General features: G+C 44.0%; 24 protein-coding genes. 17 read left to right on the forward strand and 7 right to left on the reverse strand.

The annotated features are described in order from the left end of the window. Positions 1-8 precede the first annotated feature (8 nt). A complete protein-coding gene (gene folK / locus ABIX36_RS08130) occupies positions 9-494 on the reverse strand; it encodes a 2-amino-4-hydroxy-6-hydroxymethyldihydropteridine diphosphokinase (RefSeq protein ID WP_348081667.1) in 486 nt (161 codons plus the stop codon). A gap of 90 nt (positions 495-584) precedes the next feature. Between folK and sppA the strand changes: the two genes are divergently transcribed. Next, on the forward strand, positions 585-2,381 hold the full coding sequence (gene sppA / locus ABIX36_RS08135) for a signal peptide peptidase SppA (RefSeq protein WP_348081668.1): 1,797 nt from the start codon (positions 585-587) through the stop codon (positions 2,379-2,381). A gap of 467 nt (positions 2,382-2,848) precedes the next feature. Here the strand turns inward: sppA and ABIX36_RS08140 are convergent, their stop codons facing one another. Beyond that, positions 2,849-3,556, reverse strand: a complete 708-nt coding sequence (locus ABIX36_RS08140) for a hypothetical protein (protein WP_348081669.1) — start codon at positions 3,554-3,556, stop codon at positions 2,849-2,851. A gap of 181 nt (positions 3,557-3,737) precedes the next feature. Between ABIX36_RS08140 and ABIX36_RS08145 the strand changes: the two genes are divergently transcribed. From ABIX36_RS08145 to ABIX36_RS08165, 5 genes are all read left to right on the forward strand, one after another. Continuing rightward, the gene (locus ABIX36_RS08145) at positions 3,738-5,414 is read left to right on the forward strand and encodes a helix-hairpin-helix domain-containing protein (RefSeq protein WP_348081670.1); all 1,677 of its coding nucleotides are present in this window, start codon (positions 3,738-3,740) and stop codon (positions 5,412-5,414) included. 332 nt (positions 5,415-5,746) lie between these two features. Continuing rightward, positions 5,747-6,250 carry a D-glycero-beta-D-manno-heptose 1-phosphate adenylyltransferase gene (rfaE2, locus tag ABIX36_RS08150; RefSeq protein ID WP_348081671.1) on the forward strand — a complete coding sequence of 168 codons (504 nt, stop codon included), beginning with the start codon at positions 5,747-5,749 and terminating at the stop codon, positions 6,248-6,250. A gap of 17 nt (positions 6,251-6,267) precedes the next feature. After that, positions 6,268-7,233 (forward strand): glycosyltransferase family 9 protein, encoded by a 966-nt coding sequence (locus ABIX36_RS08155; RefSeq protein ID WP_348081672.1) that lies wholly within the window; start codon positions 6,268-6,270, stop codon positions 7,231-7,233. A gap of 66 nt (positions 7,234-7,299) precedes the next feature. After that, the gene (locus tag ABIX36_RS08160) at positions 7,300-7,917 is read left to right on the forward strand and encodes a porin family protein (protein ID WP_348081673.1); all 618 of its coding nucleotides are present in this window, start codon (positions 7,300-7,302) and stop codon (positions 7,915-7,917) included. 69 nt (positions 7,918-7,986) lie between these two features. Beyond that, positions 7,987-8,463, forward strand: a complete 477-nt coding sequence (locus ABIX36_RS08165; protein WP_348081674.1) for a histidine phosphatase family protein — start codon at positions 7,987-7,989, stop codon at positions 8,461-8,463. On the opposite strand, the gene dprA is transcribed toward ABIX36_RS08165, so the two are convergent. Next, positions 8,460-9,560 (reverse strand): DNA-processing protein DprA, encoded by a 1,101-nt coding sequence (dprA, locus tag ABIX36_RS08170; protein ID WP_348081675.1) that lies wholly within the window; start codon positions 9,558-9,560, stop codon positions 8,460-8,462. The two genes, ABIX36_RS08165 and dprA, sit on opposite strands and share 4 nt — an antisense overlap. 390 nt (positions 9,561-9,950) lie before the next feature. Here dprA and ABIX36_RS08175 point away from each other — a divergent pair, with 390 nt between their 5' ends. After that, on the forward strand, positions 9,951-10,328 hold the full coding sequence (locus tag ABIX36_RS08175) for a BlaI/MecI/CopY family transcriptional regulator (RefSeq protein WP_348081676.1): 378 nt from the start codon (positions 9,951-9,953) through the stop codon (positions 10,326-10,328). Continuing rightward, on the forward strand, positions 10,325-12,742 hold the full coding sequence (locus ABIX36_RS08180) for an energy transducer TonB (protein ID WP_348081677.1): 2,418 nt from the start codon (positions 10,325-10,327) through the stop codon (positions 12,740-12,742). Before ABIX36_RS08175 ends, ABIX36_RS08180 begins: the two co-directional genes overlap by 4 nt. A 5-nt stretch (positions 12,743-12,747) precedes the next feature. Here ABIX36_RS08180 and rsmG read toward each other — a convergent pair whose 3' ends face one another. Genes rsmG through ABIX36_RS08195 form a run of 3 tightly spaced genes read right to left on the reverse strand, consistent with a single transcriptional unit; the run spans position 12,748 to position 14,973 of the window. Next, positions 12,748-13,374: a 16S rRNA (guanine(527)-N(7))-methyltransferase RsmG gene (gene rsmG / locus ABIX36_RS08185; protein ID WP_348081678.1), complete on the reverse strand. Its 627-nt coding sequence runs from the start codon at positions 13,372-13,374 to the stop codon at positions 12,748-12,750. Further along, complete coding sequence (locus tag ABIX36_RS08190) at positions 13,364-13,969, reverse strand: sigma-70 family RNA polymerase sigma factor (protein WP_191190959.1); 606 nt, start codon at positions 13,967-13,969, stop codon at positions 13,364-13,366. The genes rsmG and ABIX36_RS08190 overlap by 11 nt, the downstream gene beginning before the upstream one ends. Next, a complete protein-coding gene (locus tag ABIX36_RS08195; protein WP_348081679.1) occupies positions 13,960-14,973 on the reverse strand; it encodes a glycosyltransferase in 1,014 nt (337 codons plus the stop codon). The genes ABIX36_RS08190 and ABIX36_RS08195 overlap by 10 nt, the downstream gene beginning before the upstream one ends. 392 nt (positions 14,974-15,365) lie before the next feature. Here ABIX36_RS08195 and tgt point away from each other — a divergent pair, with 392 nt between their 5' ends. The 4 genes from tgt (at position 15,366) to ABIX36_RS08215 (ending at position 19,685) form a co-directional block, all read left to right on the forward strand. Further along, positions 15,366-16,496, forward strand: a complete 1,131-nt coding sequence (gene tgt, locus ABIX36_RS08200; protein WP_348081680.1) for a tRNA guanosine(34) transglycosylase Tgt — start codon at positions 15,366-15,368, stop codon at positions 16,494-16,496. Beyond that, a complete protein-coding gene (locus tag ABIX36_RS08205; RefSeq protein ID WP_348081681.1) occupies positions 16,497-17,615 on the forward strand; it encodes an LptF/LptG family permease in 1,119 nt (372 codons plus the stop codon). Next, entirely contained in the window at positions 17,616-18,518 is a 903-nt protein-coding gene (locus ABIX36_RS08210) for an EamA family transporter (protein WP_348081682.1), read from the forward strand. A gap of 894 nt (positions 18,519-19,412) precedes the next feature. Beyond that, on the forward strand, positions 19,413-19,685 hold the full coding sequence (locus ABIX36_RS08215) for a hypothetical protein (RefSeq protein ID WP_348081683.1): 273 nt from the start codon (positions 19,413-19,415) through the stop codon (positions 19,683-19,685). Between the two features lie 76 nt (positions 19,686-19,761). Here ABIX36_RS08215 and ispE read toward each other — a convergent pair whose 3' ends face one another. Further along, entirely contained in the window at positions 19,762-20,568 is an 807-nt protein-coding gene (gene ispE, locus ABIX36_RS08220; protein ID WP_348081684.1) for a 4-(cytidine 5'-diphospho)-2-C-methyl-D-erythritol kinase, read from the reverse strand. Between the two features lie 608 nt (positions 20,569-21,176). Here ispE and ABIX36_RS08225 point away from each other — a divergent pair. From ABIX36_RS08225 to secDF, 5 genes are all read left to right on the forward strand, one after another. Next, entirely contained in the window at positions 21,177-21,998 is an 822-nt protein-coding gene (locus ABIX36_RS08225) for a thymidylate synthase (protein ID WP_348081685.1), read from the forward strand. 5 nt (positions 21,999-22,003) lie between these two features. After that, a complete protein-coding gene (locus ABIX36_RS08230; RefSeq protein ID WP_348081686.1) occupies positions 22,004-22,843 on the forward strand; it encodes a hypothetical protein in 840 nt (279 codons plus the stop codon). A gap of 37 nt (positions 22,844-22,880) precedes the next feature. After that, positions 22,881-23,057 (forward strand): hypothetical protein, encoded by a 177-nt coding sequence (locus ABIX36_RS08235; protein ID WP_348081687.1) that lies wholly within the window; start codon positions 22,881-22,883, stop codon positions 23,055-23,057. Beyond that, on the forward strand, positions 23,054-23,536 hold the full coding sequence (locus ABIX36_RS08240) for a dihydrofolate reductase (protein ID WP_348081688.1): 483 nt from the start codon (positions 23,054-23,056) through the stop codon (positions 23,534-23,536). Before ABIX36_RS08235 ends, ABIX36_RS08240 begins: the two co-directional genes overlap by 4 nt. A gap of 114 nt (positions 23,537-23,650) precedes the next feature. Further along, positions 23,651-26,620 (forward strand): protein translocase subunit SecDF, encoded by a 2,970-nt coding sequence (secDF, locus tag ABIX36_RS08245; RefSeq protein ID WP_348081689.1) that lies wholly within the window; start codon positions 23,651-23,653, stop codon positions 26,618-26,620. Positions 26,621-26,657: the final 37 nt, after the last annotated feature.

A 26,657-nucleotide genomic window follows, 5' to 3' on the forward strand; every position in this document is an offset into this window, starting at 1 on the left:
TTTATATATCAAAAGTATACTTTTTTTACAATCAAGTTATCTTTTAGCTCACTTTTGATTGTTAAAATGTTTTTAGTAAACAACGGGTGCATAAACTCCGGCGCTATCTCGGCCAATGGCTCCAGTGTAAAACGGCGGTTATGCAGCTCGGGATGTGGTACTATCAGGCCCGGCTCGTTGATAACCGCGTCGCCATAAAATAAAATATCGATATCAATAATCCGCGAACCCCATTTTTCCTCGCGCTTACGTCCCATCAGTAACTCTATAGCCAGTATTTTTTCTAACACGTGCCGTGCGGTAAGATTGGTTTGCAGCGTAATAACCCGGTTAAGATAATCGGGCTGGTCGGTTTTACCCCACGATTGCGTTTCGTAAACAGAAGAGGCTTTGGTTACAGGCGCAACAAGCTGCTCGATATGCATAATTGCCTCTTGCAAAAACAATTCCCGGTTGCCAAGGTTAGTCCCCAATAGTAAAAAAACAGTAACCATGTTGTAACAAATAGTATATATCGGGCTCTTAATAACATTAAACAGGCCCTATTTTGTAAGTTTGCATATATAAATGATTTATAACAGTTAATGAAACAATTCTTCAAATTTGTATTGGCCTCGTTTGTAGGTGTTATTCTCTCAGTCTTCGTTCTATTTGTTTTGTTTGCTATTTTAATAGGTGGAATAATAGCCTCTTCGAGCTCCAGCAAAACATCCGATGTTGATTCGAATTCTATTCTGCATATTAAGATAGATTACCCTGTAAACGAACGTACTCCACACAATCCGCTCGCCGAAATTCCCTTTCTGGGGCTCGATTCGAAAAAAGAGCCAGGGCTGAACGATATTTTGGCCAGCATTAAAAAAGGCAAGAACGACGAAAACATTAAAGGTATTTTCCTGGACGAAAGCTATATGATGCAGGGCCAGGCCACTACCGAAGAAATTCGTAACGCGCTTATCGACTTTAAAAAATCGGGCAAGTTTGTGGTGGCTTACTCCGAAATTTACACCCAGGGCTTTTACTACCTGGCTTCTGTTGCTGATAAAGTTTACATGAACCCAAAAGGTATCATCGAATTTAAAGGTTTCAGTTCGGAAGTTACTTTCCTGAAAGGTGCGATGGATAAACTGGGCATCGAAGCACAGATCATTAAGGTAGGTACTTACAAAAGCGCTGTAGAGCCCTTCTTTTTAACAAAAATGAGCGATGCCAACCGCGAGCAGGTTACCTCCTACCTCGGGTCGATGTATAACCATTTTTTGACCGGGATAAGCGCCAGCCGCCATATTAACAAAGATTCGCTTTTCAATTACGCTAACAACGGCACCATACAGGAGCCGGAAGACGCGTTGAAATACAAACTGGTTGACGGATTGAAATACAAGGACGAGATCTTAAGCGACCTGAAAAAGCGAACCAGTATCTCTGAAAAAGACGACCTGCACAGCGTTGAACTTGGCGACTACGTAAAAAGCGAAGCGAAGGAAGACGATGATAAAAACGACGAGAAAAAAACCTCATCAAAAAACCGCATCGCGGTGATATATGCATCGGGCGAAATTAACGGCGGCGATGGCGACGATAATAGCATTGGTTCCGAAAAGATCTCAAAAGCTATCCGCAAGGCACGTACCGACGATAAAGTAAAAGCTATTGTGCTGAGGGTGAACTCACCGGGTGGCAGCTCGCTGGCATCTGATGTGATCTGGCGCGAGGTTATGCTCACCAAAAAGGTAAAACCTATCATTGTTTCCATGGGTGATGTGGCTGCTTCTGGTGGTTATTATATTGCCTGCGCTGCCGATTCTATTTACGCGGAACCAAACACCATTACCGGTTCTATCGGCATCTTCGCGGTGCTGCCCAACATGCAAAAATTCTTTAACGATAAGCTGGGGATCACCTTCGATGGTGTAAAAACCGGTAAATATGCTGATTTGGGGGATGTAAGTCGCCCGTTAACACCGGAAGAAAAGGCTATCCTGCAAAAAAGCGTGAACCGCGGTTACGATACTTTCACAAAAGCCGTTGCTGCGGGTCGTAAAAAATCGCAGGCATACATCAACTCCATTGGCCAGGGCCGTGTGTGGACGGGCGAACAAGCCTTGAAAAATGGCTTGGTTGACAAACTTGGTAACATCAACGATGCTGTAGCCTCTGCCGCCAAAAAAGCAAACCTGAAAGAATACCAATTAGTAAACTATCCCGAACAAAAAAGCGTTTTCAGCAAATTAGGGCAAGGTTTCTCTGCACAAATAAAGGCTCATTTTGTAAAAGCCGAGCTTGGCGAAAACTATAAATACTACGAACAAATAAAAGGCGTAACCCAAATGATGCGCACCCCGCAAGCACGTATGCCTTACGATGTGGTTATAAAATAATTTTGTGTTAAATATTTTGATTGAAAAGCTGCCCAGAAGGGTGGCTTTTTTTATTTATTTCTAATTTCAGGCATGGGCCGAATCTTCAAAATTTCGACACTACTATTTATCGCAATAAATATTGGCGTAATCGCCTATGCATTGCTTTTAAAACCGATTGAAGACAGGTTGGATCCTTTTGTAAATGAGATATATGTTAAAGTAGAACTCCTTGTCATTCCTTCGGTTATAACAGCTTATGTACTCATTATACGCATAAAAAATGCCTCCTTTAGGAACTGCGTTATAACTATTAGTTTATGCTTTTACATATTCTATACGATCATAATGGTAGGGAACATTTTGTCTCCCAGATTCAATCTGGGGATTAACTTCTAATCTGTTTAATGTATGCCTTACGATGTGGTTAGAAAATAAATTGTTTTTTAATATTTTGATTGAAAGTTGCCCGAGAGGGCGGCTTTTTTTTATTTCCCGAGTAAAAACCAAAGAATAACCGAAAGTAAGATAATGATAGGTATTACCGTATCTAAAGGGATATACATTTTAGGCTGTTGCCGTGGAAAGGCGTGTTCGTAGGCACCTGCCTGAAGTTTTGCTGGGGGGTTTACGGGTGGTTTTTCCCGCCAATCCTCATACCATTCAAGGCAGTCAATACAATTTACGTCGATTGCTCCTTGGGCCAGTTGTAAAAATGGTTCGGGTATCCAGGCGAACAGGACTTTCCATCCATTTACATGGACAATATAAAACCATGTGTCAATCGGCGGACAATCGTTACCGTCCACCAGCCCATCCGATGCGCTTTCGGATGCACCATCCAAGAGAGTTTCATCTATATTTGCTACCAATATCCTCCCTGCGTAAACCGACTCTTTAGCAAACGTACCAAATGTATTGCTTTTATGGTTCAGCTGCTCATCAAACAAACGTTGATACCAATCTATGCAACTACTAAGCACATCAATATTCCAGTTAATTTCGTTCCAGCTAAATTGTTTATGACGTCCAATCCCAAACGAAAACATAGGCTTTCCGTCATACTCCGGGTTAAAACTCCGCAATATTTCCGACGGGTATTTCTCCGTATTCGCTAACTGCAACTCGCAATAAGCTTGCGTAAGCAGGAGGTTTTGATTGAATATTTCCTGGTCGATGATTGGCGTTGTATTCATTAAAGCAAATATACAATTTAGTTAGCATAACAACTAATAGTAAGCTAACTAAATTTATTCTACGAGATCAGCCTTTGCATTTCTGATTAAGCCCAAAAAACAGTTCCCCCATCCTGTTGTTCAATTATAAATAAAGCCGCAAATTAACTCCACCTTTTGTATTTTTACCGCAAACCAATTTATGGAAAACAAGCCCATAGCCCGTACGCTTCGCCTGCTCTCGCAATTGATGGAATTGCATGAGGTTAACCCCTTCAAAATTAAATCCATAGCCAACGCTGCTTTCAAAGTAGATAAACTCCCCTTCCCTATCGCCGGCAAAAGTATTGCCGAACTGGAGAAGATAGACGGTATTGGCAAAAGCCTTGCCGCCAAAATCGCCGAACTACTGGAAACCGGCAGCATGGCCGAACTACAGGAAATGCTGGAGAAAACCCCCGAAGGCGTTGTGGAAATGATGGGGATTAAAGGGATCGGCGCTAAAAAGGTAGCTACCATATGGCACGAGCTGGGCATCGAAAACGTGGGCGAACTATACTACGCATGCAACGAGAACCGCCTGGTGGAGGCCAAAGGGTTCGGGTTGAAAACACAGGACGAGATCCGCAGGCTGATCGAATTCAGGATGGCGGGCAATGGCAAATTCCTATACGCGCAGGTAGAGGAAGAGGCCAAACTGCTGATGGACGAGATAAAGAGCATCTTCCCGGAAGCTTTAAAACATTTTGCGGGTGAATTTCGCCGCTTAAATGAGGTTATTACCGAACTGGTAATTGTGATAGGCAGCCTTAACCAGCATATCGCGTTCAATGCGCTGGCCAATTCGCAAATACTTTGTAATGTTAGTTTGAATGGCGACCACATTAGCGGCGAACTTAAAAACGGACTATTGGTGGACATTATATGCGTAGATAAATCGCAATACTATAAAGAGCTGTTCCTAAACACCGGCAGCGACGAGCACGTAGAAGCCGTATTAGCCCTAATAACCGAAGAACTGGAAGAACCATCGAGCGAGGAGTTTATTTATAAGAAAGCCGGGCTCGCATGGATGCAGCCGGAACTACGCGAAGGGGACACTTTTATAGAACGGGCCGGTAACAACACGCTGCCCACTCTCATCACCTACCACGACCTGAAAGGCACCCTGCACAACCACAGCAACTGGAGCGATGGCGTAAACACCATTGAAGAAATGGTCCTCTACTGCCGCGACGAACTGAAGCTGGAGTATTTAGGTATGTGCGATCACAGCAAAAGCGCCTTCTACGCCAAGGGTTTAAGCATCGAGCGGGTATTGCAACAGCACGAGGAAATAGATCATCTAAATAAGAAGTTTACAGACTTCCATATATTTAAAGGGATAGAATCGGATATTCTGAACGATGGTTCGCTGGATTATCCGGATGAGATATTGCAGCGCTTTGATTTCGTCGTAGCATCGGTACACTCCAACCTAAAAATGGCGGAAGATAAAGCTACCGCAAGGTTAATAAAAGCCATAGAAAACCCTTACACCACCATATTGGGCCACCCTACCGGCAGGCTATTGCTGAGCCGAAAGGGATATGATATCGACTATAAAAAAGTGATAGATGCCTGCGCCGCCAACAAGGTGATCATCGAAATAAATGCCAACCCGGTTCGTTTAGACCTCGACTGGCGCTGGCACCAATACGCCCTGGATAAAAGCGTGATGCTATCCATAAACCCGGACGCGCACCGCAACAGTGGTTTCCTGGATATGGAATACGGCGTAAATGTTGCCCGCAAAGGCGGCCTTACCAAAGAAATGTGCCTGAATGTCTTATCTTTGGACGAGATAAAAAAGGTTTTTGAAGCAAAGAAGCCGAAATAAGGTGAGCTAAATTACCGATAAAACGCCACCCTGAACTTATTTCAGGACCCCACGCGGCAGGTAGTGCGCATGCATTGCCGCCCTGCAACTCGCGGGACTTTGCAAGTGAGGTGCCGAAATAAATTCGGCATGACGGGTTGGGTTAATCGACCCTGCTCACGCGTTAGGGATTGCAGCGGATACCGGCCCGTGGCTAAGGCCTGTGCAGTATGAGCGGAAAGCCCGGCCGCAGGCAACGCCCGGAAAATAAAAATTGATTGCATTACAAATATTAAATCTGTTATTTCCCAAATTATAAATAAATTAAATTCGGCTTTTCCAAAAACAGCATCATGCGTCACAACCTCGAACAAACCCTTTTAGATAAAATAACCGATACCCCCTCCCTTGCTGCCCGCATACAACGGTGGAAGGCCGAGGGTAAAAAGATAGTGTTCACCAACGGGGTGTTCGATCTGCTGCATTTGGGGCATATTACCTATATGGCCAAGGCTGCCGAACTGGGTGATAAACTGGTAATCGGCTTAAACGCCGATGCATCGGTTAAAAGGCTCAAGGGCGAAAGCCGCCCGGTGAACGACCAAAGCAACCGCGCCGCGCTGCTGGCCGCCTTATTTTTTGTAGATGGTATTGTGCTATTCGAAGAAGACACGCCGAGGGACCTGATCGTTACCCTGATGCCGGATATTTTGGTAAAGGGCGCAGATTATACCGTTGAAAACATTGCGGGTGCTAAAGAGGTGCTGGCCAACGGCGGCGAGGTGAAAACCATTAGTCTGGTGGAAGGCTACTCGTCAACCTCCATCATCAACAAAATACGGGGACAAATAGCTTAACCCGGCAATTTATAAAGATGAAAATACTGGTTATCCGTTTCAGCTCCATGGGCGATGTAATTTACACCACACCCGTTGTGCGCTGTTTAAAAAAGCAGATACCCAATGCCGAAGTTCATTTCCTTACCAAGCCGGCCTTTCAATACATCTACAACAACAACCCCAACCTGGATAAGCTGCTATTGCTGAAACCAATACTGGCAGAAACCATTGCCGATATTAAAGCGGAAAAATATGATTGTATTATAGATCTGCACAACAACCTGCGCACGGCTATTATTAAATTGCGCACAGGCGTCAAATCATCCGCTTATAAAAAATACACCATCCGTAAATGGCTTAGTTTAAAGTTTAACCTAAAATTAGTACCTAATACCCATTTGGTAGACCGGTATTTAAAAACGGTCGAGTTTTTAGGCGTTGTCAATGATGGTAAACCGATAGATTATTATGTGGGGCAATACCGGTTGGATACGCTGCTGCCCCCATCTCACCAAAACGGGTTTGTGGCTTTTATTATAGGCGCCACCCATTTTACCAAAAGGCTGCCAAATTATAAGATCATTAACATTTGTGAAGACCTGAAGCTGCCCATAGTACTTTTAGGCGGCAAAGATGTGAAGGCAAATGCCGACGAAATTGCTACCGCTTTGGGCGAAAAGGCGTACAATGCCTGCAGCGTAACTTCACTGGATGAGTCGGTTTTTCTGGTCTCTAAAGCTCAAAGCGTCATTGGTTTTGATACCGGGCTTACCCATATTGCGGAAGCGTTTAACAGGCCCATCGTATCTGTTTGGGGTGGCACCGTGCCCGATCTGCTGGGCGTGCAGCCCTATATGGTAAAGGATGTTTTAGTGGCGGGAATTGATCTCGGCTGCCGGCCCTGCTCTAAATTTGGGCTGGAGAAATGCCCGCTGGGCCATTTTAAGTGCATGAATGATATGCCCGAAGCCCCCATTACTTCCTTTGTGAACAGCCGGTAAATTAAATATCTGCACAAAATTCCTTTTTTATTATTTACTTTTAGGCAAAATTTAACCCTTATACACATGAAAAAATTATTACTCGCAATCGTTTTTGCTGCAGCATCTATGGGTGCATTTGCACAGATCCCTAAATTTGGTATTAAAGGTGGCGTAAACTTTGCCAACGTTACAGCATCAAGCGGAAGTGTTTCTGCATCATTCGGACAGTTAACAACATTCTCAGTAGGTGCTTTTGCCGACTTAAAAGCAGGTTCCATTTCTATACAACCAGGCTTGTTTTATACAGGTAAAGGTTTTAAGATCGATGACCAGGCTAGCAACGAATCTGCAGAGCTGAACTTAAAGTATCTACAGGTACCGGTAAACTTTGTTTACCATGCTCCTATTGTTGTAGGCAACATTTACCTGGGTGCCGGCCCGTTTGTAGCCTATGGCATATCCGGTAAAAGCAAAGCTAAAAGCGGAGGCTCGACTATTGAAGAAGATGTAGTTTTCGGCGATGATGGCGATGTTAAAAGAACTGAATTTGGTTTGCAAGGTATTGCCGGGCTGCAACTTAAAGGCGGCTTTTTAGTTGGCATCAGCTATGATCTTGGTTTATCAAACATCGCAAACAATATCGACGGGGAAGGAAGCTTAAAAAATAAAGTATTCGGCGTTTCTGTTGGTTTTACTTTCTAATAGAGAATTATTTAATACTACAGAAAAGAGGAGCAATTTTTGCTCCTCTTTTTTTATACTTTTAAACCGATGAAGAAACTGCTGCTGATACGCCATGCCAAAGCCACCCACGAAAGCGGCTACACCGATTTTGAACGCCCGCTTACCGAAAAAGGCATAAAAGGCGCCGAAACAATGGCGCAGCACCTGCTGGAGCAGGGCATTATACCGCAATTATTCGTCACCAGTCCTGCATTGCGTACCCATACCACTGCAAATATTTTTACCGATACCTTAAAGCTTGCCCCATCAACCATCATCAAAGCTATTTATGATGCCGGCGAACCCACGCTGATGCGTATTATCAACGAACTACCTGCCGACCAGGATTTTATCGCCCTTGTTGGGCATAACCCCGCTGTGGAGCAAATACTTTACACTTTGAGCGGTGCCATAAAAGAGGTGCCGCCAGGCACGGTGGCCCTGATCGAGTTTAACCTGGATACCTGGGAAGAAATCTATGAAGATTCGGGTAAGCTCACTTATTACGACAACCCCAAAATTTAGTTGATGCTATAGGTTTTACCCGGTAACGACCGGATGAAGCCCTGCAACTCCATATCCAGCAAGGCCATGGCCAGTTTGCTAACCGGCATATTTGCTTTGATGCTCAGATCATCTATAGCCAGCGGCGACCTGTTCTCCCGGATGATATCATAGATGGCACGTTCGCCCGTGGATAGATCGATAGGTAATATCAATTGTTCGGGCGTATTTTTCAATTCAGTGTTCTTTTCCCAGCCGAGGCTGTAAGCAAGGTCGGCTACGCAGGTAAGCAGCTGCGCTTTATTATTGCGGATGAGGAAGTTACATCCTTCAGAATACTCATCCCCCAGCCTGCCTGGGAAAGCAAACACATCGCGGTTGTAGCTGTTCGCAATTTCGGCGGTGATAAGCGCACCGCCTTTTAGCCCGGCCTCTACCACCACCGTAGCATCGGCCATGCCAGCCACAATACGGTTGCGCTGCGGAAAATTCTCCCTGTCGGGCTTAGTGCCCGAGGGATATTCGGACAGTAAGCCCCCGTTTTCCAGCATCTTCTCAGCTGTACCGCGGTTTTGTGACGGGTACATCCTATCGTAGCCATGCCCCAATACGCCAACGGTTGGCACACCCATACGCAAACATTCTTTGTGCGCAGCCACATCTATACCCAGGGCCAGGCCGCTTGCTATTAATATATTGTATTCCTGCAGTTCTTCTACCAGTTGCTTACAAAGTTGCCTGCCGTAATCGGTAGCATTACGGGTGCCTACTATACTAATCACCCGCTGCATATTTAAGTTGGCGTTACCGCGTGAAAATAATAGTAATGGCGAATCGTGGCAGTTTTTTAAGCGCTTGGGGTATCGCGGATCGGTATAAAAAAACACATCGATGTTATTTCTTTCGATGAATTTCAACTCCAGCTCCGCGCGGCGCAGCGCCTCATCAAAATCGGCGAGTTGTAAAGTTTTTGCGCCAATACCACGCGCTTTGGTCAGCGCGGTTTTCGATAAACGGAAGATCTGCTCGGCATCGCCAAACTGACTTATCATGGATTTGGCCAGCACCGGGCCTATCTTTTTTACAAACGTTAAAGCGAGTTGATGATGTAACGACATAGTTTTTGCTGCACCTAAAATAGCAATAAATACCAAAATAATTAGCAATTTATTTGAAAACTCTCTCTTTTTATAAAGCGGCGGCTATGAGGCTGCTACAACTGTTCGGAAGATTAAAAAAGCGGAGGAATGTGCGGTTCCCCTCTTGAGAGGGGTGGAGGGGCGTGTTTCTGCCCCATGCATTTCGCAATTGCATGACGGCTAACACACCCCGCCACCACACAATCCCGCGCGCGCCCCTCTCGAGAGGGGAATAAAAGATTCTTCCGAACAGCTATGGTGTCCTCATTACCAGCTTAGCAGATTAAAAAGAATTTTAAAAAACTACAAAAATAGTTTGCAAACTATAAAAATAGTTCTACCTTAGCCTAACTACAAAAATAGTTTGCTATGAAAGTAAAAGAACTCACCAAAGCCGAAGAGCAGATCATGCAGATACTGTGGCAATTAAACGAAGCTATAGTAAAAGACATCATTGAGAAAATACCCGAACCAAAGCCTGCTTACAACACCGTATCTACCGTGGTAAGGGTGCTGGAGGGGAAAGGTTTTATCGATCATAGGGCGTACGGCAACTCGCATGTGTATTTCCCGCTCATTAGCGAGGACGATTATAAAAAATTCACTTTTGATAAGCTGATGAAAAACTACTTCAGCGATTCGTATAAAAGCCTGGTATCTTTTATTGCCGATGAGAAGAATCTCGGCCTGAAAGAACTGGATGAGCTAACCGAACTATTAAACAACCTAAAAAACAAAAAACAATGAACTGGCTGCACTACCTTGTTGAAGCAAATATTTACCTGGGGGTATTTTATTTGTGCTATTGCTTGTTTTTAAATAACGAAACCCACTACCTGCTGGGCCGCGCGTATCTGCTGTTTAGCTGCGTAGTTTCGTTTGTTCTGCCGGTTACCCAGCTTAGCGTGCTAAAACCGGTTGAGCAACTCACCCTGCAACCCGTAGTGTATACGCAGCCGGCAAATTATGGCCCCTTGCCCGAGATCACCATAATAGAGCCAGAAAAAAACGTTTCGATGGATGATGTATTGTTTTATGCCTACATCGCCGGCGCTATAATTACCCTATCGGTGCTGTTTTACCGCCTGTACCGCCTATCCTTACTCACCCGCAAAAGCAAGGCGTTATATGGTAATAAGTACAAGCTTATTCAACTCAACGGAGATAATACGGCCTTCTCTTTCTTCAATTACCTGTTCATTGGCACCGAAGTACCGCAAGCAGATACCATTATAGCGCACGAACTGGTACACATGCGCCAAAGGCATTCGGCCGATATTATTTTTGTGGAACTGCTAAAGGTCGTCAGTTGGTTCAACCCATTTATTTACCTGCTGCAAAGGAGTTTGCGTAGCATACACGAGTACATTGCCGATGAGCAAGCCGCCGCGCAGGAACGCGACGCCCTCACCTATTCTTCGTTTTTACTCAACAACGCCTACGGCCTGCAGGGCTCGCCTATTGCACATTCTTTCTTCAATTATAATCTTCTAAAAAAGAGAATCATCATGTTAAATCAAAAACGATCAGGCAGGTTAGCAAGGCTAAAATACCTGGCGGCGGTACCCCTTTGTGTAGGGATGCTGTGCGCATCAACACTCGTGTTCAGTAAAGATTACGCGCTTATCGACCTGGCGCCGAAGGCCACCCCGGTTGAAAAACCAACAGCTATCGACAGTAACTACACCTTAAAAATTGTCGACAAAAAAGGCATGACCCTCATTACCGATAAGGTTACCTTAACGGATAAAAAACATGGGATAAACAAATTTTACAGCGCCAACACCCTTACCCAAAAAGATATTGACGATGCCTTTAAAGTGGATGGCACTGTAATTTCAAAAGTAACAAGGGAATCGGTAAAGATCGATACTAATAAACGTAAACTATTCCCTCCGCTACCACCATATTCACTCAGGAAACCCTATGAGGCGATATCGGCCTATCTGCATAAAACTATAAAGTTCCCTGCCGAAGCGTTAAAGGCTAACGAGAACGGCGCGGTTGTATTTAGTTTTAAGTTGGATGCGGCAGGGAAAATAAATGATATAAAAGTGCTGCAAAGTAAAGGTAACGGTTACGAAGCGGTAGCGATTAAAGCCCTACAAGATTATCCTTACCCTATAAAAGAGGCCGCCGGGAAAAAAATACTCGAAATGAATTTTTGGTTGCCCAATAACCAGGCTACCTACCTTGCAAGCAATAAAACGAGGATGATACCCGGTTTTGTAGGCAACATTATTTTTCATAACGAAACAACCCCAGGTAACATACCTAACTTGCCACCTCCCCCTCCGCCCCACGCACCCAAAAAAATTGCCGCAGTACCACCAAAAGTAAAGCTGGCCCCACCCGTGGTAATAGCCGATCTGAACCCAAAAGCGGCTCCCGAAATTGAAATAGTACCAGTGCCTGCGGTTAAGGTTAAGGTTAAAGCAGCGCCAAAAGTATTAATTGATGTTAAACCAGTACCTCAGATCACTATAGACCCGTTACCGGCAATTGCACCGGCAAAGCCCGCAAAAGCAGCCAAGCCCGCTAAGGTTAAGGCAATTAAATTAGCGCCGCCTGTAGTGGTGCCAAACACCCCGGAAATAAAAATTGATGAGCAGCCTGCCACGCCAAAAGTTGGGCAGACGAAGTATAAAAAAGCTGAAAAATCTTTTATTATCCCACCATCTCCCCCGCTTAAAAATGCGCAATTGCAAGGGCCGCCGCCTGCTTATGATAAAGCTTACGTAGCGCTATATAGCCATATGACCCGCGCCATTCACTACCCAAATGCCGCCATCGAAAACAAAACTACGGGTAATGTAGTGCTATCTTACCGCGTAAACGCCAGCCATAAAATTATTGATATTAAGGTTTTAAAAAGCATCGGCAAAGGCTGCGACGAGGCGATGATAACTGCCTTAAAACAATACAAAGGTACTATTGCCAAGCCGGAAGGTGAATATTTTATCGCGGGTGCATTTATCCTGAACAAATACAGTAAAGCTTTTGAATCCCTTGGCGATTTGAGGTTTAAACCAAACTTTACCGGTTGGGTAGTGGTCGCCGCTAACGCCATGATGAGCAACGATAAAACAGCCAACATTATTCAAAATTCGCCAACTGCTGATATGGTTAGGCCCATAATTGCGTTCCAGGCAAATAAATAAAGGGCTTAACCCTTTACGTAGATAACCTGCTTGGTATCAAAAAACTCCTCCTCAAAATAATCCTTGAGGTAGAATTGCTGAACGATTAAACCCGATTCGGCAATTTCTTGTGTAAGGTCGCCCCCTTTTAAATAGAGGATCCCACTGGGTAACTTATTGGTGGTAGCCTTACTGAACTTCCCTCTCACCCATGGGTAAAAATCCTTCAGTTGCGTAACCGCGCGCGATACTACAAAATCAAATTTCTCCTTTATTTCTTCGGCGCGTGCGTGTGTCCCTGTAACATTTGTTAAGCCAAGTGCTGCCGCAACCTCGTTAACTACCTTTATTTTTTTGCCGATAGAATCTACCAGGTGAAAACTTGTTTCTGGGAAAAGGATAGCCAGGGGGATACCCGGGAAACCGCCGCCGGTGCCTACGTCAAGCACATTTTCGCCGGGTAAAAAGGACATTACTTTAGCTATTCCGAGGGAATGAAGCACGTGGCGCTCGTACAGCAGGTTGATATCCTTGCGCGATATTACGTTGATCTGGTTGTTCCAAAAAGTGTAAAGCTCCTGCAGGCGGGCAAATTGTTCTTGCTGTGCCGGGGTAATATCCGGGAAATATTTTAGGATCAGATCAGATGTCATCCTTATTATGTCTGTTAATAATGTTGCCTAAAAGGAACCTCGCCCTAAATAATTGCGCCTTTACGGTACCCAAAGGCAGGTCCAGTTGCTGGGCAATTTCCTCGTAAGATAACTCATCAAAATAGCGCAGGGTTATTAAATTACGGTAGCGGATGGGCAAGCTTTCTATGAGTAATTTAAGTTCCTCGGTTTGTTGCTTTTTGATGGAGGTTTCCTCCGGGTTCAGCACATCCGCCTTTATTTGCAGCGGTTTTTCGTCCCCGTCCTCGTCCAGCATACCGTGGATAGATTGCGTGTTGAGCTTTTTCTTGCGGATAAAATCGATACAGTTGTTGGTAGCCACGCGGAAAAGCCAGGTACTAAAAGCGTACTCGGGCTGGTATTTTTCCAGTTTTTCGAAGGCTTTGGCAAAGGTTTCCACGGTGAGGTCCATCGCGTCTTCCTTGTTGTTTACCATCTTCAGCACCATAAAGTAAATAGAGTCTTTATAGCGGTGCATCAGGTCGGCGTAAGCCTTTTGGTTACCTTCCCTGGCTTTCACTACCAGGTGAAAATCATTCTTGGCGTTCTCGGTAAAATTGGCGTTTACTTCCATCGGGTCGGTTTTATAAAAGTCCCTATCAATCCAAACACGTTTAAGTAAAGGTAGTATATCAAATCAAAAAAAGGCAGTGCCCAAAGCATATCGCCGGCATCCAGCTTTTTGTAAACCTTAAAATATATTGTTACCTGCAATATAAGCCTAAAAGCTACAATACCTATGGCAAGCAACGGTTCAAACTTAAATACAAGGCATAATATAAATAAAACATAAAACAAAAAGCCACTTACCGCATCAAAACTTAGCATACGGCGATGCTTGTTCTTATACTCTTTGCCCACACCCATATGCCGTTTTTTTTGCCTGAACCAGCTGCCAAGCGTTGTTTTTGCGGGCGTATAAGTAAAGGTATCGGGGTGTATCTCAATTACGGAATTTTCGGCTGTAGCGTTTTGGTTTACAAACAAATCGTCGTCGCCGCTCATCAGATGCATGTGCGCTGCAAACCCTTTCGATCCAAAAAACAGCGTTTTTGTATAGGCCAGGTTACGCCCTATGCCCATATAAGGGTCGCCGTTTAGGGCCGACGACAGGTAATTGATAGCCGTTTTCACGGTCTCGAACCGAACAAAGGAATTTAAGAAATTGCTGCTGCGGTAGTACGGCGAGTACCCTAAAACAATCTCCGCGCCCGGTGTGGTAAAGTTGGCGGCCATGCGGGTGATCCAATTTAAGGTAGCAGGCTTGCAATCGGCATCGGCAAACAAAAGATGCTCGTTTTTGGCTGCTTTTATGCCGAGGGTAAGTGCGAATTTTTTGCCGGTTTTATAGCGGTCGTGCTCGGTAATGGTTACAATTTTAAGGTGCGGGAATTCGCGTTGGATATCTTGCAACACATCATGCGAGTTGTCGTGCGAACAATCGTTCACAACCACTACCTCGTAATCGGGATAAGTTTGCTGTAATATATAAGGTAGGTTTTCGGTAAGGTTGCGGCTCTCGTTGCGCGCGCTGATGATCACCGAAATGGGAATATTAACTTGCGGCAGTTCTTCCAACGGCCTATAACTATATAGCCTGCTATGGTTACCAACTAAGTAGTATAGCTGAACAATGAAACAAAGCTGAAATAAAACAAATAACGCCTCTTGAATATAGCCTTCCAAAACCCTAAATAAAATGAATGCAAATTTGATAAAAAAGGTTGATATAGTGTTGGAAAAGTTGGGAGAAGTTATAAAGGTTGAAAGGGTTGTAGAGGTTAAAAAAATTGGAGTTGTTATGGAATGTGCTACTCAAAGCAAAAGTGGATTTGCTAATGGTTATTGCTTAAGAATATATCCCTTTTTAACACACAAAGTCTTCAACTTCTACAACTTTTTTTACCCTTTCTAACCTCTTCAACATCTCACATCCTTTCTCAACCTAAATCACTAATTTTGCGGCATTAATGGAATTTACTTTAACAGCACAAGACCCCCTATCTAAAGCCCGCGCGGGCGAACTTGTTACCGACCATGGCGTGATACAAACGCCCATTTTTATGCCGGTTGGCACAGCGGGCACCGTAAAAGCAGTGCATCAGCGCGAACTTAAGGATGATATTCAAGCTCAAATTATATTAGGCAATACCTACCATTTATACCTGCGCCCGGGTTTAGATACTATTGAAGGTGCTGGCGGATTGCATAAATTTAACGGCTGGGACGGCCCTATTTTAACCGATAGCGGCGGCTACCAGGTGTATTCGCTTACCGATGTACGCAAAATAAAGGAGGAAGGCGTTACCTTCCGCTCGCATGTGGATGGCTCAAAACACCTGTTTACTCCCGAAAATGTGATGGATATTCAGCGTGTAATTGGTGCCGATATTATCATGGCATTTGACGAGTGCACCCCTTATCCCTGCGATTATAACTACGCGAAACGCTCTATTGAAATGACCCATCGCTGGCTGAAACGCTGTTGCGACAGGTTTGATACCACCCAGCCAAAGTATGGTTACAACCAAACGTTGTTCCCTATTGTACAGGGTTCGGTGTATAAAGATCTGCGTGTACGGTCGGCAGAAGTGATCGCCTCTTTCGAACGCGAGGGCAACGCCATAGGCGGTTTATCTGTTGGCGAACCTGCCGAAGAGATGTACGCCATGACCGAAATTGTATGCGATATTCTACCGCAAAGCAAGCCCCGTTACCTGATGGGTGTAGGCACACCGGTGAATATTTTAGAGAATATTGCCCTCGGAATTGATATGTTCGACTGCGTAATGCCTACCCGGAACGCCCGCAACGGGATGCTTTTCACTAAGGATGGTATCATTAACATGCGTAACGAAAAGTGGAAAAACGACTTCTCGCCCATTGAAGCAGACAGCGACCTGTTTGCCGATACGCAGTATACTAAGGCCTATTTAAGGCACCTTATCCACTCGGGCGAGATGCTGGGAGCACAGATAGCAACGCTGCATAACCTGCACTTTTACTTGTGGCTGGTGAAAGAAGCACGCAATAAAATCATCAGCGGAGAGTTTTACGACTGGAAGAAAATTATGGTGAACCGCCTGGGGCAACGATTATAAATGAAGAAGCTCTTAGACCCGTATTTAAAGACCATTGATTGGTATATTATTAAGAAGTACCTGGGTACATTTATATTTACCTTGGGGCTGTTTATGGCTATATCTGTCGTATTTGATATCTCCGAACACCTGGATAACTTTCTCAGCAAACACGCATCGCTAAACGATATCATCTTTAAATATTACGCCGGTTTCATCCCGTTTTATATGATGATGCTGTCGCCGCTGATCAACTTTTTGTCGGTAATTTTTTTCACCGCCAAGATGGCCAACCAAACAGAGATAGTTCCTATACTGACCAGTAAGGCGAGTTTTTACCGCTTTTTAAGGCCGTATATGGTGTCAGCTTCGGTGATTTTTACCGTATCTATACTGGCTAATATCTTCATTATCCCGTTCACAAATAAATTAAAGGTAGACTTCGAAACCGCCAATTCCTTCATTAGCGGCGACGACCCAACCAAAAGCGAGGTCCACATTCAATTAGATAAAAACACCTTTGTTTTCCTGCAATCGTACGACCCGCAGGTGCATACCGGCTACCAGTTTATGCTCGAAAAATTCGAAGGGACGGAGCTTAAAATGCGGCTCACCGCGCCCAGTATTCAGTTTGATACGGTTAAAACAAGGTGGAAAATTATTAGTCCATCTATCCGTTATGTGAACGGCTTAAAGGAGAAATTCATCTCTAACGGACCGATGATAGATACCGTTTTAGACATGCGCCCAATTGATTTTGAGGTGCACGATAATGTGAATAGCAACGTGTATGGAGGTATGAGTTTAAAGGTTTTAAACACCCTTATAGAGAAAGAAAAGGTACGCGGAACCGGCGCTTTAATGGATATGGAATTTGAAAAATATCGCCGTTTTGTGGAGCCATTATCTTCATTTGTACTCTGCATTATCGCGGTTGCCATCTCATCCAGAAAGGTGCGGGGAGGCGTTGGCTTGCCCCTGGGGATAGGTATTTTTATCTGTTTTGTGTACATCGTAGTGAACCGTTTTGCGTTGGTTTTTGCAGTAAAAGGTCACTTCGAACCGCTACTTTCTGTGCTTATCCCTAACATAGTTTTTGGTATATTAGGCTGCGTATTGATAGTAAAAGCGCCCAAATAAATGCCCGAAAACGCCCCGGTACCGGCCTTAAATAAGAACCTCGTTATCCTCCATTTCACTGTTTTTGTGTGGGGATTTACAGGCATATTGGGCCAGCTCATCACCATATCTGCGGTAACGTTGGTTTGGTACAGGGTTGCAATTGCCGTTATTTCGCTGTTTTTTTACTTCACTTTCAGCAAAAAAGCGTACAAAATTGAGCCGAAAACACTGCTAAAAATGGCGCTTACAGGCGCTTTAGTGGGTGGCCACTGGATTCTTTTCTTCTCTTCCATTAAACTTTCCACTGTTCCGGTAACATTGGTTTGCCTCTCGTCCATCACGCTTTTTACGGCAATTTTCGAGCCCCTCATCAATAAAACGCGCATCTCAAAAATGGAGATCGTGGCCGGAATTTTTATAATCATTGGCATCGTCCTCATCTTTAAATTCGAAACACGATACACTAAGGGTATCATCGCAGGACTCATTAGCGCGGTGCTGGCGGCGCTCTTTGCCATCATCAATTCGCGTTTCGTGAAGAAGCACGAGGCTCCTGTCATCGCTTTTTATGAGCTCTCTGGTGCCTTTGTATGGATCACCATTTACCTCGCGGTAACCGGTAGCTTCCAAAATTTCAGCTTTCCAAAACCCACCGATATAGGCTACCTGGTACTGCTTGGCACCGTTTGTACATCGCTGGCTTACGTGGCCGGCGTATCTGTAATGCGCGAACTTTCTGCGTTCCGGGTGGCCCTCATCACCAACCTCGAGCCGGTGTACGGTATCATTATGGCTTTCCTTTTTCTGGGCGACAGGAACCGCGTAACCCCCGGTTTTTGGATAGGCGCGTTTATCATCCTCTCCACCATCTTCCTGTACCCGGTGGCGCAGAAGCAGGTTGCCAGGCGCAGAAGCAAATAATTTCATTCCCCAAAATTCTCATCAAATTCGTTGACAGTTGCCCAATCCTCTACCGGGGTAGGGGCAAAGCGCGCTTCAAAAACAGACCACGTTTTAAGCCCTTTTAAGACATCCAAATTTTCGGAGGGGAAATAGTGCACCTTATACAATTCCGCGCGACGCGCGCAAAATCACAAATCTTAATAGTGTACCGAATTAAAAATTCAGCAAAAAACAGCACTGGTATTGTCACGAGCTTTTATAACGATTTTATTGGACAATAAATTTTGAATTATCGATTTTATAAATAAATATATTTAACTTAAAATCAATATATTATATCATCTATATAACTCATTAATGCAAATAATTTAAACTTCAAAATTTTCAAAATACTAAACATATTAGTAGTCATTGACGCAATGTTTAAAATACCCATTTAAAAACATAATAATGAGTAAGATACAAGTTATTATATAACGCGATTATACAAACGACGAAAATTCAATTTTACACGTTAGAAAGTGTACCGAACTAAAAACAGAGAGTTACTAAAAAATCTCAGGAGTACTCCCGGCGTATTCAAATTGAAAAAAATGGAGAGAAGATCTGCCTTAAAAATTAGCTCGGCAGTTCCAAAGGGATTTAAAAACCGAGACAAAAAACTATGATATACGGGCACAAGCAATTGTGAGATTTTGGTACGCCTGAAAATTTCAAGCCGGGAAATGCATGGTAAATTTTCAACGTCCGGAAAAAATGGCCTGGTAAATTTTTCTACCGGAATTTTTGATCTGCAAGCTCCCCTCCTTTACCCCCACGTGAATTTTGAGCGCGGGCAATTCCCGGAACCGGGCCGGATAAAAAGTTGATTTTAAAATTGCATATTAGAGTAACCATAAGCGGTAGAATTTTATGCGCATCAAAACCATCATCATCGTGGCCATTGTTATTTTGTTGGCCATTATCTTTTTTCAAAATCAGCACACGGGCACGTTCTCTATTTTATTCTTTAGCATTTCCATAACCACCACGATGCTTGTTGTCGCGGTTATAGCGTTCATTGCTGGTTACCTCGCGGGCAAGCCAGGCAGATCAAAATACAACCACCTTGGCTACGAAGAAGACGTGCCCACCAACACAGATAAAAATACACTAAGCGACGAGGATAAGGATTACCTCAGTTAGATAAAGGAGTTAGTACAAATGAAAAAGGACAGGCGTTAGGCCTGTCCTTTTTCATTTTATTTTTGCTAACGATTTTCTAAACGTTATAAAAAACCTGGTTATATTCTTCCATCGCGCCCAGTGCTGGCGTACTCTCAAAAATCCCGAAAACGGACGCTCCACTCCCGCTCATACTGGCGTATAACGCGCCGTGTTCGTACAGCTCTGCTTTTACGCCACGGATAACGGGGTTGTCGCGGAAGATGTGCCCCTCAAAATCGTTCTTAATATGGCGTTTCCAATTCGCTATGGGGGTTTTTATAAGGTCGTATAATGATTCCTTAACAGGCGCCGGTTTTACGCCTCTGTAAGCCTCCGGGGTAGATACATGGGCATCTGGCATCACCAAAACAATTTGATAGGCTGTAAGGTCTAATTTTATGGCGTCAAACTCGTCGCCTTTGTCAAAAGCAAAAACGGGTTTACCTTCGATGAAAAAAGCGCAGTCGGCACCCAGCACGCGGGCGTAGTCCATCATGGCATCAACTGACAAACCAAGCCCGAATTTTTCGTTCATCAGTTTGATAAAAAAAGCGGCATCACTCGAGCCTCCGCCAAGCCCCGCGCCTATCGGGATGTTTTTGTGGAGATGGATTTTTACCGGTGGTAATTGGGGGAAATCCTTCTTCAGCAAATGGTAGCCTTTGATGCAAAGATTATCATTAAGATCGCCCGGAATATCCAGCCCCGAATAATCGAAGCTCAGCTCGTTGGCTTCTATTACTTCCAGCACATCGTTAATTTTTATCGGGTAAAAAACGGTCTCCAAATTGTGGTAGCCATCTGGTCGGCGTTCGGTAATATTGATGCCTATATTTATCTTTGCGTTTGGGAATACGATCATCCTTAAAATTTGATTAACAACCCATGTATTTATAAACATCGGTAGGATACCAAAATTAGATTATTTTTCTTTGTGTTGAGTTGAAGAAGTTGGAAAGGTTGGAGAAGTTAGAAAAGTTAAAATTGACATCTGAATAGTTACAAGATATGAATAGTTTCGAGGAACTTGATGTTTGGAAACAATGCCGATTGTATCGGATCACCATCCATAACCTTTTGCCAAGTTTCCCTATGGATGAAAAATACCGCTTGGTTGACCAATTAAAAAGATGTTCCAGATCGGTTACCGCCAACATCGCAGAGGGTCATGGCCGGTTTCACTACGGCGACAATATTAAATTCTGCAGAAATGCACGGGGCTCGTTAAATGAAACGTTAGATCATCTGATTTGCGCCCATGATGAAAATATTATCACCGCTGAAACACTAAGCGAACTAAGAATTATTTACGAAAACTGCTTCCGGCTTTTGAACGGTTACATATCATATTTAAAAACAAGATTAAGTCAAACTACAAGTTAGTAATTTCCAATAGTTGAAAATTAGGATTTGTTTATCAATCTTCAACTTTTCTAACCTTTCTAACTTTTAATAACTTTTACAACCAACATGAAACAATACCTCGACCTGATGCAGCACGTGATGGATGCCGGCGCGCAAAAGCACGACCGCACCGGCACCGGCACCCTCAGCGTATTTGGCTACCAAATGCGTTTTAACCTGCAGGATGGTTTTCCGATGGTGACCACCAAAAAGCTGCACCTGAAATCTATCATTCACGAACTGATCTGGTTTTTAACCGGCGATACCAATATCCAATATTTGAAAGATAACGGCGTGCGCATTTGGGATGAGTGGGCCGATGCCGACGGAAACCTCGGCCCGGTGTATGGCTATCAGTGGCGCTCCTGGCCAAAACCCGATGGTGGCCACATCGACCAGATCACCCAGGTGGTAAACCAGCTCAAGAACAATCCCGATTCGCGCCGCATTATGGTATCGGCCTGGAACGTAGCGGATGTAAACCAGATGGCCCTCCCGCCCTGCCATAGCCTGTTCCAGTTTTATGTGCAACCCCCTAACCCCCTGAAGGGGGAACTAAGAGGAAAGTTGTCTTGTCAGCTTTACCAGCGCAGTGCCGATATATTTTTGGGCGTGCCTTTCAACATTGCATCCTACGCCCTGCTCACTATGATGATGGCGCAAGTGTGCGACCTGGAGTATGGCGACTTCGTACACACCTTTGGCGATGCCCACATTTACAACAACCACCTGGACCAAGCCCGCCTGCAACTGAGCCGCGAGCCGAAGCCGCTGCCAACAATGAAGATCAATCCGGATGTGAAAGACATCTTCGGTTTTAAGTTCGAAGATTTCACGCTGGAGAATTATGAGCCGCATCCGCATATCAAAGGGGTTGTAGCAGTCTAATTATAATGGGCACTTGGGGAACGGCAATTTCATCCAATGATACCTTCGCGGATATCTATGCTGATTTTTTTGAGCAATACAATGATGGAGCAGTGCCACAAATTACTTCCAACCTAATCAAAGTAAATAAGGAAATCATAAACGATGATTCCGACAGCAATAACTTTTGGTTTGCGATAGCAAAGGCTCAATGGGAATGCAAAGCTTTAGAGCCTTCGATTTTTAGAAAAGTAAAAGAAATAATAGAATCAGGTGCCGACCTTTTATTGTGGCAAGAACTTGATGCCAATTCCAAAGATTTAAGAAACCGAAAAATTGCTTTAGATAAATTCCTCGCAGATATATCATCGGAACGGGCAAAACCAAAACCAAGAAAAAAGCCGATAGTAATACAAGCCCCTTTCGCAAAAGGCGATTGCATCACTTTTAAATTGGATAACGGCAATTACGGTGGGGCTGTTGTCTTGGAAGCCATAAACGATCACAAGACTGCAAGTAATCTAATTGCCACAACAAATCTTAATCAAAGCACCCGTCCCACTAAAAAAGACTTTTTAAGCGCCGCGGTGTTAATTTTAACTTTTGCGGCATGGAACGAAAAGCCTTTGATAAATTGGATCTTCGCTGTTGGTTATAAACGCGAACAGCATTTGTTTGAGATAGCACACAAAATTGAAGTGAAAGTCCTGTATGAGACAAAAGACACCAGATATTCTTTCGGGGGAGGTTTTGAACGGATAATCATTCAATCGGCAAACGATCAATTTACAACCAACAATCCGCAGTCAACCAAAACCATCACCGTCAAACAACTGATTGAAAAAAATAAATTCAAATTTTGGTGAAAAAGGGGTTAACCACCGATAATTTATAAATTTGCATATGACACGCGACGAACTAATAAAAGCGATACACGACTGCATAGAGAAACTGGAGGACAAAGATTTGCTTGAAGTTTTGATGTATTTAAAAAACAACGTCAGTGATGCTGATTTTGCTCAAAAGATGAGCAAAATTATTGAGGATAACAGAGAACTATTAGAAAGCCTTGCCGAATGATCATCTCCATCATAGTAGCCATTGGCGAAAACCACGCCATCGGTAAAAACAACCAGTTGCTTTGGCACATGCCAAACGATCTGAAACATTTTAAAGAAATAACATCGGGCCGCACCATTATCATGGGGCGCAAAACTTTCGATTCGGTTGGCAAGCCGCTGCCCAGGCGCCGCAATATTGTGGTAACGAGGCAGGATATCGAGATCCCCGGATGCGAGGTGGTGAAGTCGATGGATGAGGGTCTGGCGCTTTGTGCGCACGATGATGAAGTGTTTATTGGCGGCGGTGCCGAAATTTACCGCCAGGCGATGGATAAAACCGACAGGATCTATCTTACCATCGTGCACAAAGCGTTTGACGCGGATACCTTTTTCCCGGAAATCGACTACCTGCAATGGCAGGAAGTGAGCCGCGAAGATTTTGAGCCCGACGAAAAAAACCCGCTTCCTTATTCATTTATACAGCTAAACCGCCGCTAACAAAACCTGCTGTTATTTTGTTTCAATTAAAAATTTCATGCTTGTGAAATTTTATTAGATTTGCCGTCTATTTTTAAAAAGCTTATAAACTAATTAATTACATATAAATTCGCGATGCAAGGTAAAGGGGTTATTAAATTTTTCGCCATTCTGCTGGCTGTTGTGTGCATATACCAGCTTTCTTTTACATGGGTGGCCCATAAAGTTGAGAAGGATGCCAAGGAATATGCCAAAGGCAATACTGAAAAGGAAACTGCCTATTTAGATTCTATTTCTACTCAACCGGTATATCCATTATTCGGCCACACCTACCAGTACTGCTTAGACAGGGAACTGGCTTTAGGCTTGGATTTGAAAGGTGGCATGAGTGTTACCATGCAGATCTCGTTACGCGAGCTGGTACAAACCTTATCAAACAACAACCCGGACCCGGCTTTTAAACAAGCCATGGCCGATGCTGAAAAAGATGTTGTAACCACTCAGAAAGATTACATCACTCTTTTTGTTGATGCTTACGAAAAACGCGTGCCCAACGGAAAATTGGCTGCCATATTTGCAAACAGCAACAACCAGGATAAAGTAAAGTTCAACTCTACCAACAGCCAGGTTGAAGCTTACCTGAAAGACCAGGCCACCGCCGCCGTGCAGCAATCATACACTGTACTGCACCGTCGTGTGGATCAGTTTGGCGTTACGCAGCCAAACATTCAGTTGCAAAAAAGTACCAACCGTATTTTGATAGAGCTACCAGGTGTTAAAGAACCGGATCGTGTACGTAAACTTTTATCGGGTACTGCCAAATTGGAGTTTTATCAAACTTACGATAACACCGAAGTATACTCGTTGTTAAACAACGTAAACAGCGTACTGGGTGCAAAAAGCAAAGCTGCTGCTAAAACAGATACAGCCAAAGTAACAGCTGCTGTTAAAACGCCAACCAGCTTAAAAGATTCTGCAAACTCCTTATTAAACAAACTTAAAAACGCAAACGGTAAAGATTCGTCCGCGCTAAACAACAAAGCGCAGCTGGCTGCGCAAAACCCGTTGTTCTCGGTAATGAGCCTGGTTACTACCACTGATGCCAACAACCAGCAGCAATTGGCCCCTGGCCCTATTGTTGGTTACTCGCAGGTAAAAGATACTGCTAAAGTAAATTCATACCTGCGCAGCGCCGATGCAGCTACGGTATTGCCACGTAATATCAAATTCCTTTGGGGTGTGAAACCTATTGATAAAACAAAGGTGTTCCAGTTATACGCTATTAAATTAGCTGGTGCCGAAAATGGCCCGGTACTTAACGGCGATGTGATCACTGATGCCCATAAAGATGTTAACCAGCTTAACGGTGGTTACGAGGTTATCATGAACATGAACTCGCAGGGTGCCCAGAAATGGAAAAACATTACCGCCGAGGCATCTGCCGGTGCAAACAAAAGATCTATCGCTATCGTGTTAGATGATAATGTTTACTCTGCCCCTAACGTTCAAAACGAAATTTCGGGTGGTGTATCATCAATCTCCGGTAACTTTAAAATGGAAGATACCGAAGATTTAGCCAACGTATTAAAAGCAGGCCGCCTGCTTGCACCTGCCCGTATTGTTGGCGGTGAAGTTGTAGGTCCGTCATTGGGCCAGCAAGCTATCAGCGCAGGTTTACTGTCTTGTATCCTTGGTTTGGTGGTTATCCTTATTTTCATGGTTGCTTACTACAATCGTGCAGGTACCGTTGCCGTAGTTGCGGTATTGGTTAACGTATTCTTTCTGTTGGGTGTGTTGGTGAGTATCCGTGCGGTACTAACCCTGCCGGGTATTGCCGGTATCATCCTCATATTGGGTGTGGCGGTTGATGCCAACGTATTGGTTTATGAACGTGTACGCGAAGAGCTTGGCTTAGGCAAATCTATCCGTATTGCTGTTGCCGATGGTTTTAAACATGCTTTACCTTCTATCCTTGATGCCAACATCAGTACTTTCTTAACAGGTATTATCTTATTCGTATTCGGTTCGGGCCCAATACAAGGTTTCGCAACCACATTAATGATCGGTATCGTTACTACCTTGTTCTGCTCGTTATTAATATCAAGGCTGATATTTGAATTTATGCTTGAAAAAGAGTGGGATATTAAATTTTCAAACCCTTGGAGCTCGCATACCTTCAAAAACGCTAACTACGGTTTTGTGAAAAACCGCTTTAAGTTTTATATCTTCTCTGGTATATTCATTGCTGCCGGTTTGGTATCAATGGCAACCCGTGGCTTTAACTACGGTGTAGACTTTGGTGGTGGCCGTACATACCTTGTACAGTTCCCTAACAAAGCAGCTACGCCAGAACAAATTCACCAGGAACTGGATAAAGCTTTGGGCTTTGGTTCGGAAGTAAAAACATATGGTGCCGATAAGATCGCCATCACTACCAACTATCTCATTGACGACACCGCTACGGATGCCGACGATAGAGTAGAGGCCGCTTTAATTAATGCTTTAAAAGTAAGCCCGGTTACAACCATTACTAAAGATGATATTTTAAGCCACTCCAAAGTGGAAGCCACTGTTGCTAATGAGCTTAAGGCTTCGGCAAAATGGACCATCATCATTGCTATCTTAGCAATATCGGCTTATATATTGATCAGGTTCCGCAAATGGCAATTTAGCCTTGGTGCAATGGTTGCAACCGTGCACGATGCGCTGATGGTATTGTCTTTCTTCTCGTTGTTTAAAGATGTATTACCGTTCTCGCTTGATATCGACCAGGCGTTTGTCGCTGCGCTGCTTACCGTTATTGGTTATTCTATTAACGATACCGTGGTAGTGTTTGACCGTATCCGCGAGTTCCTGAACTTGCACCATGCTAAAACCGATGACCCTAAAGAGGTTATTAATCATGCTATCAACAACACGTTAAGCCGTACAATTATTACCGCTTTAACCGTGGTATTGATCTTGATCATATTGTTCCTTTTTGGTGGCGATGTGTTACGCGGTTTCTCATTCGCGTTATTGATAGGTGTGCTTTTCGGAACATACTCGTCTATCTGTGTGGCGACACCAGTTATCATCGACTTTGGAAAGAAAGACCTGAGATAATAAATTATGACATTATAATTAAGGCTCCAAAGAACAT

Source organism: Mucilaginibacter sp., from assembly GCF_039925265.1.
In the GTDB taxonomy this organism is placed as follows: domain Bacteria; phylum Bacteroidota; class Bacteroidia; order Sphingobacteriales; family Sphingobacteriaceae; genus Mucilaginibacter.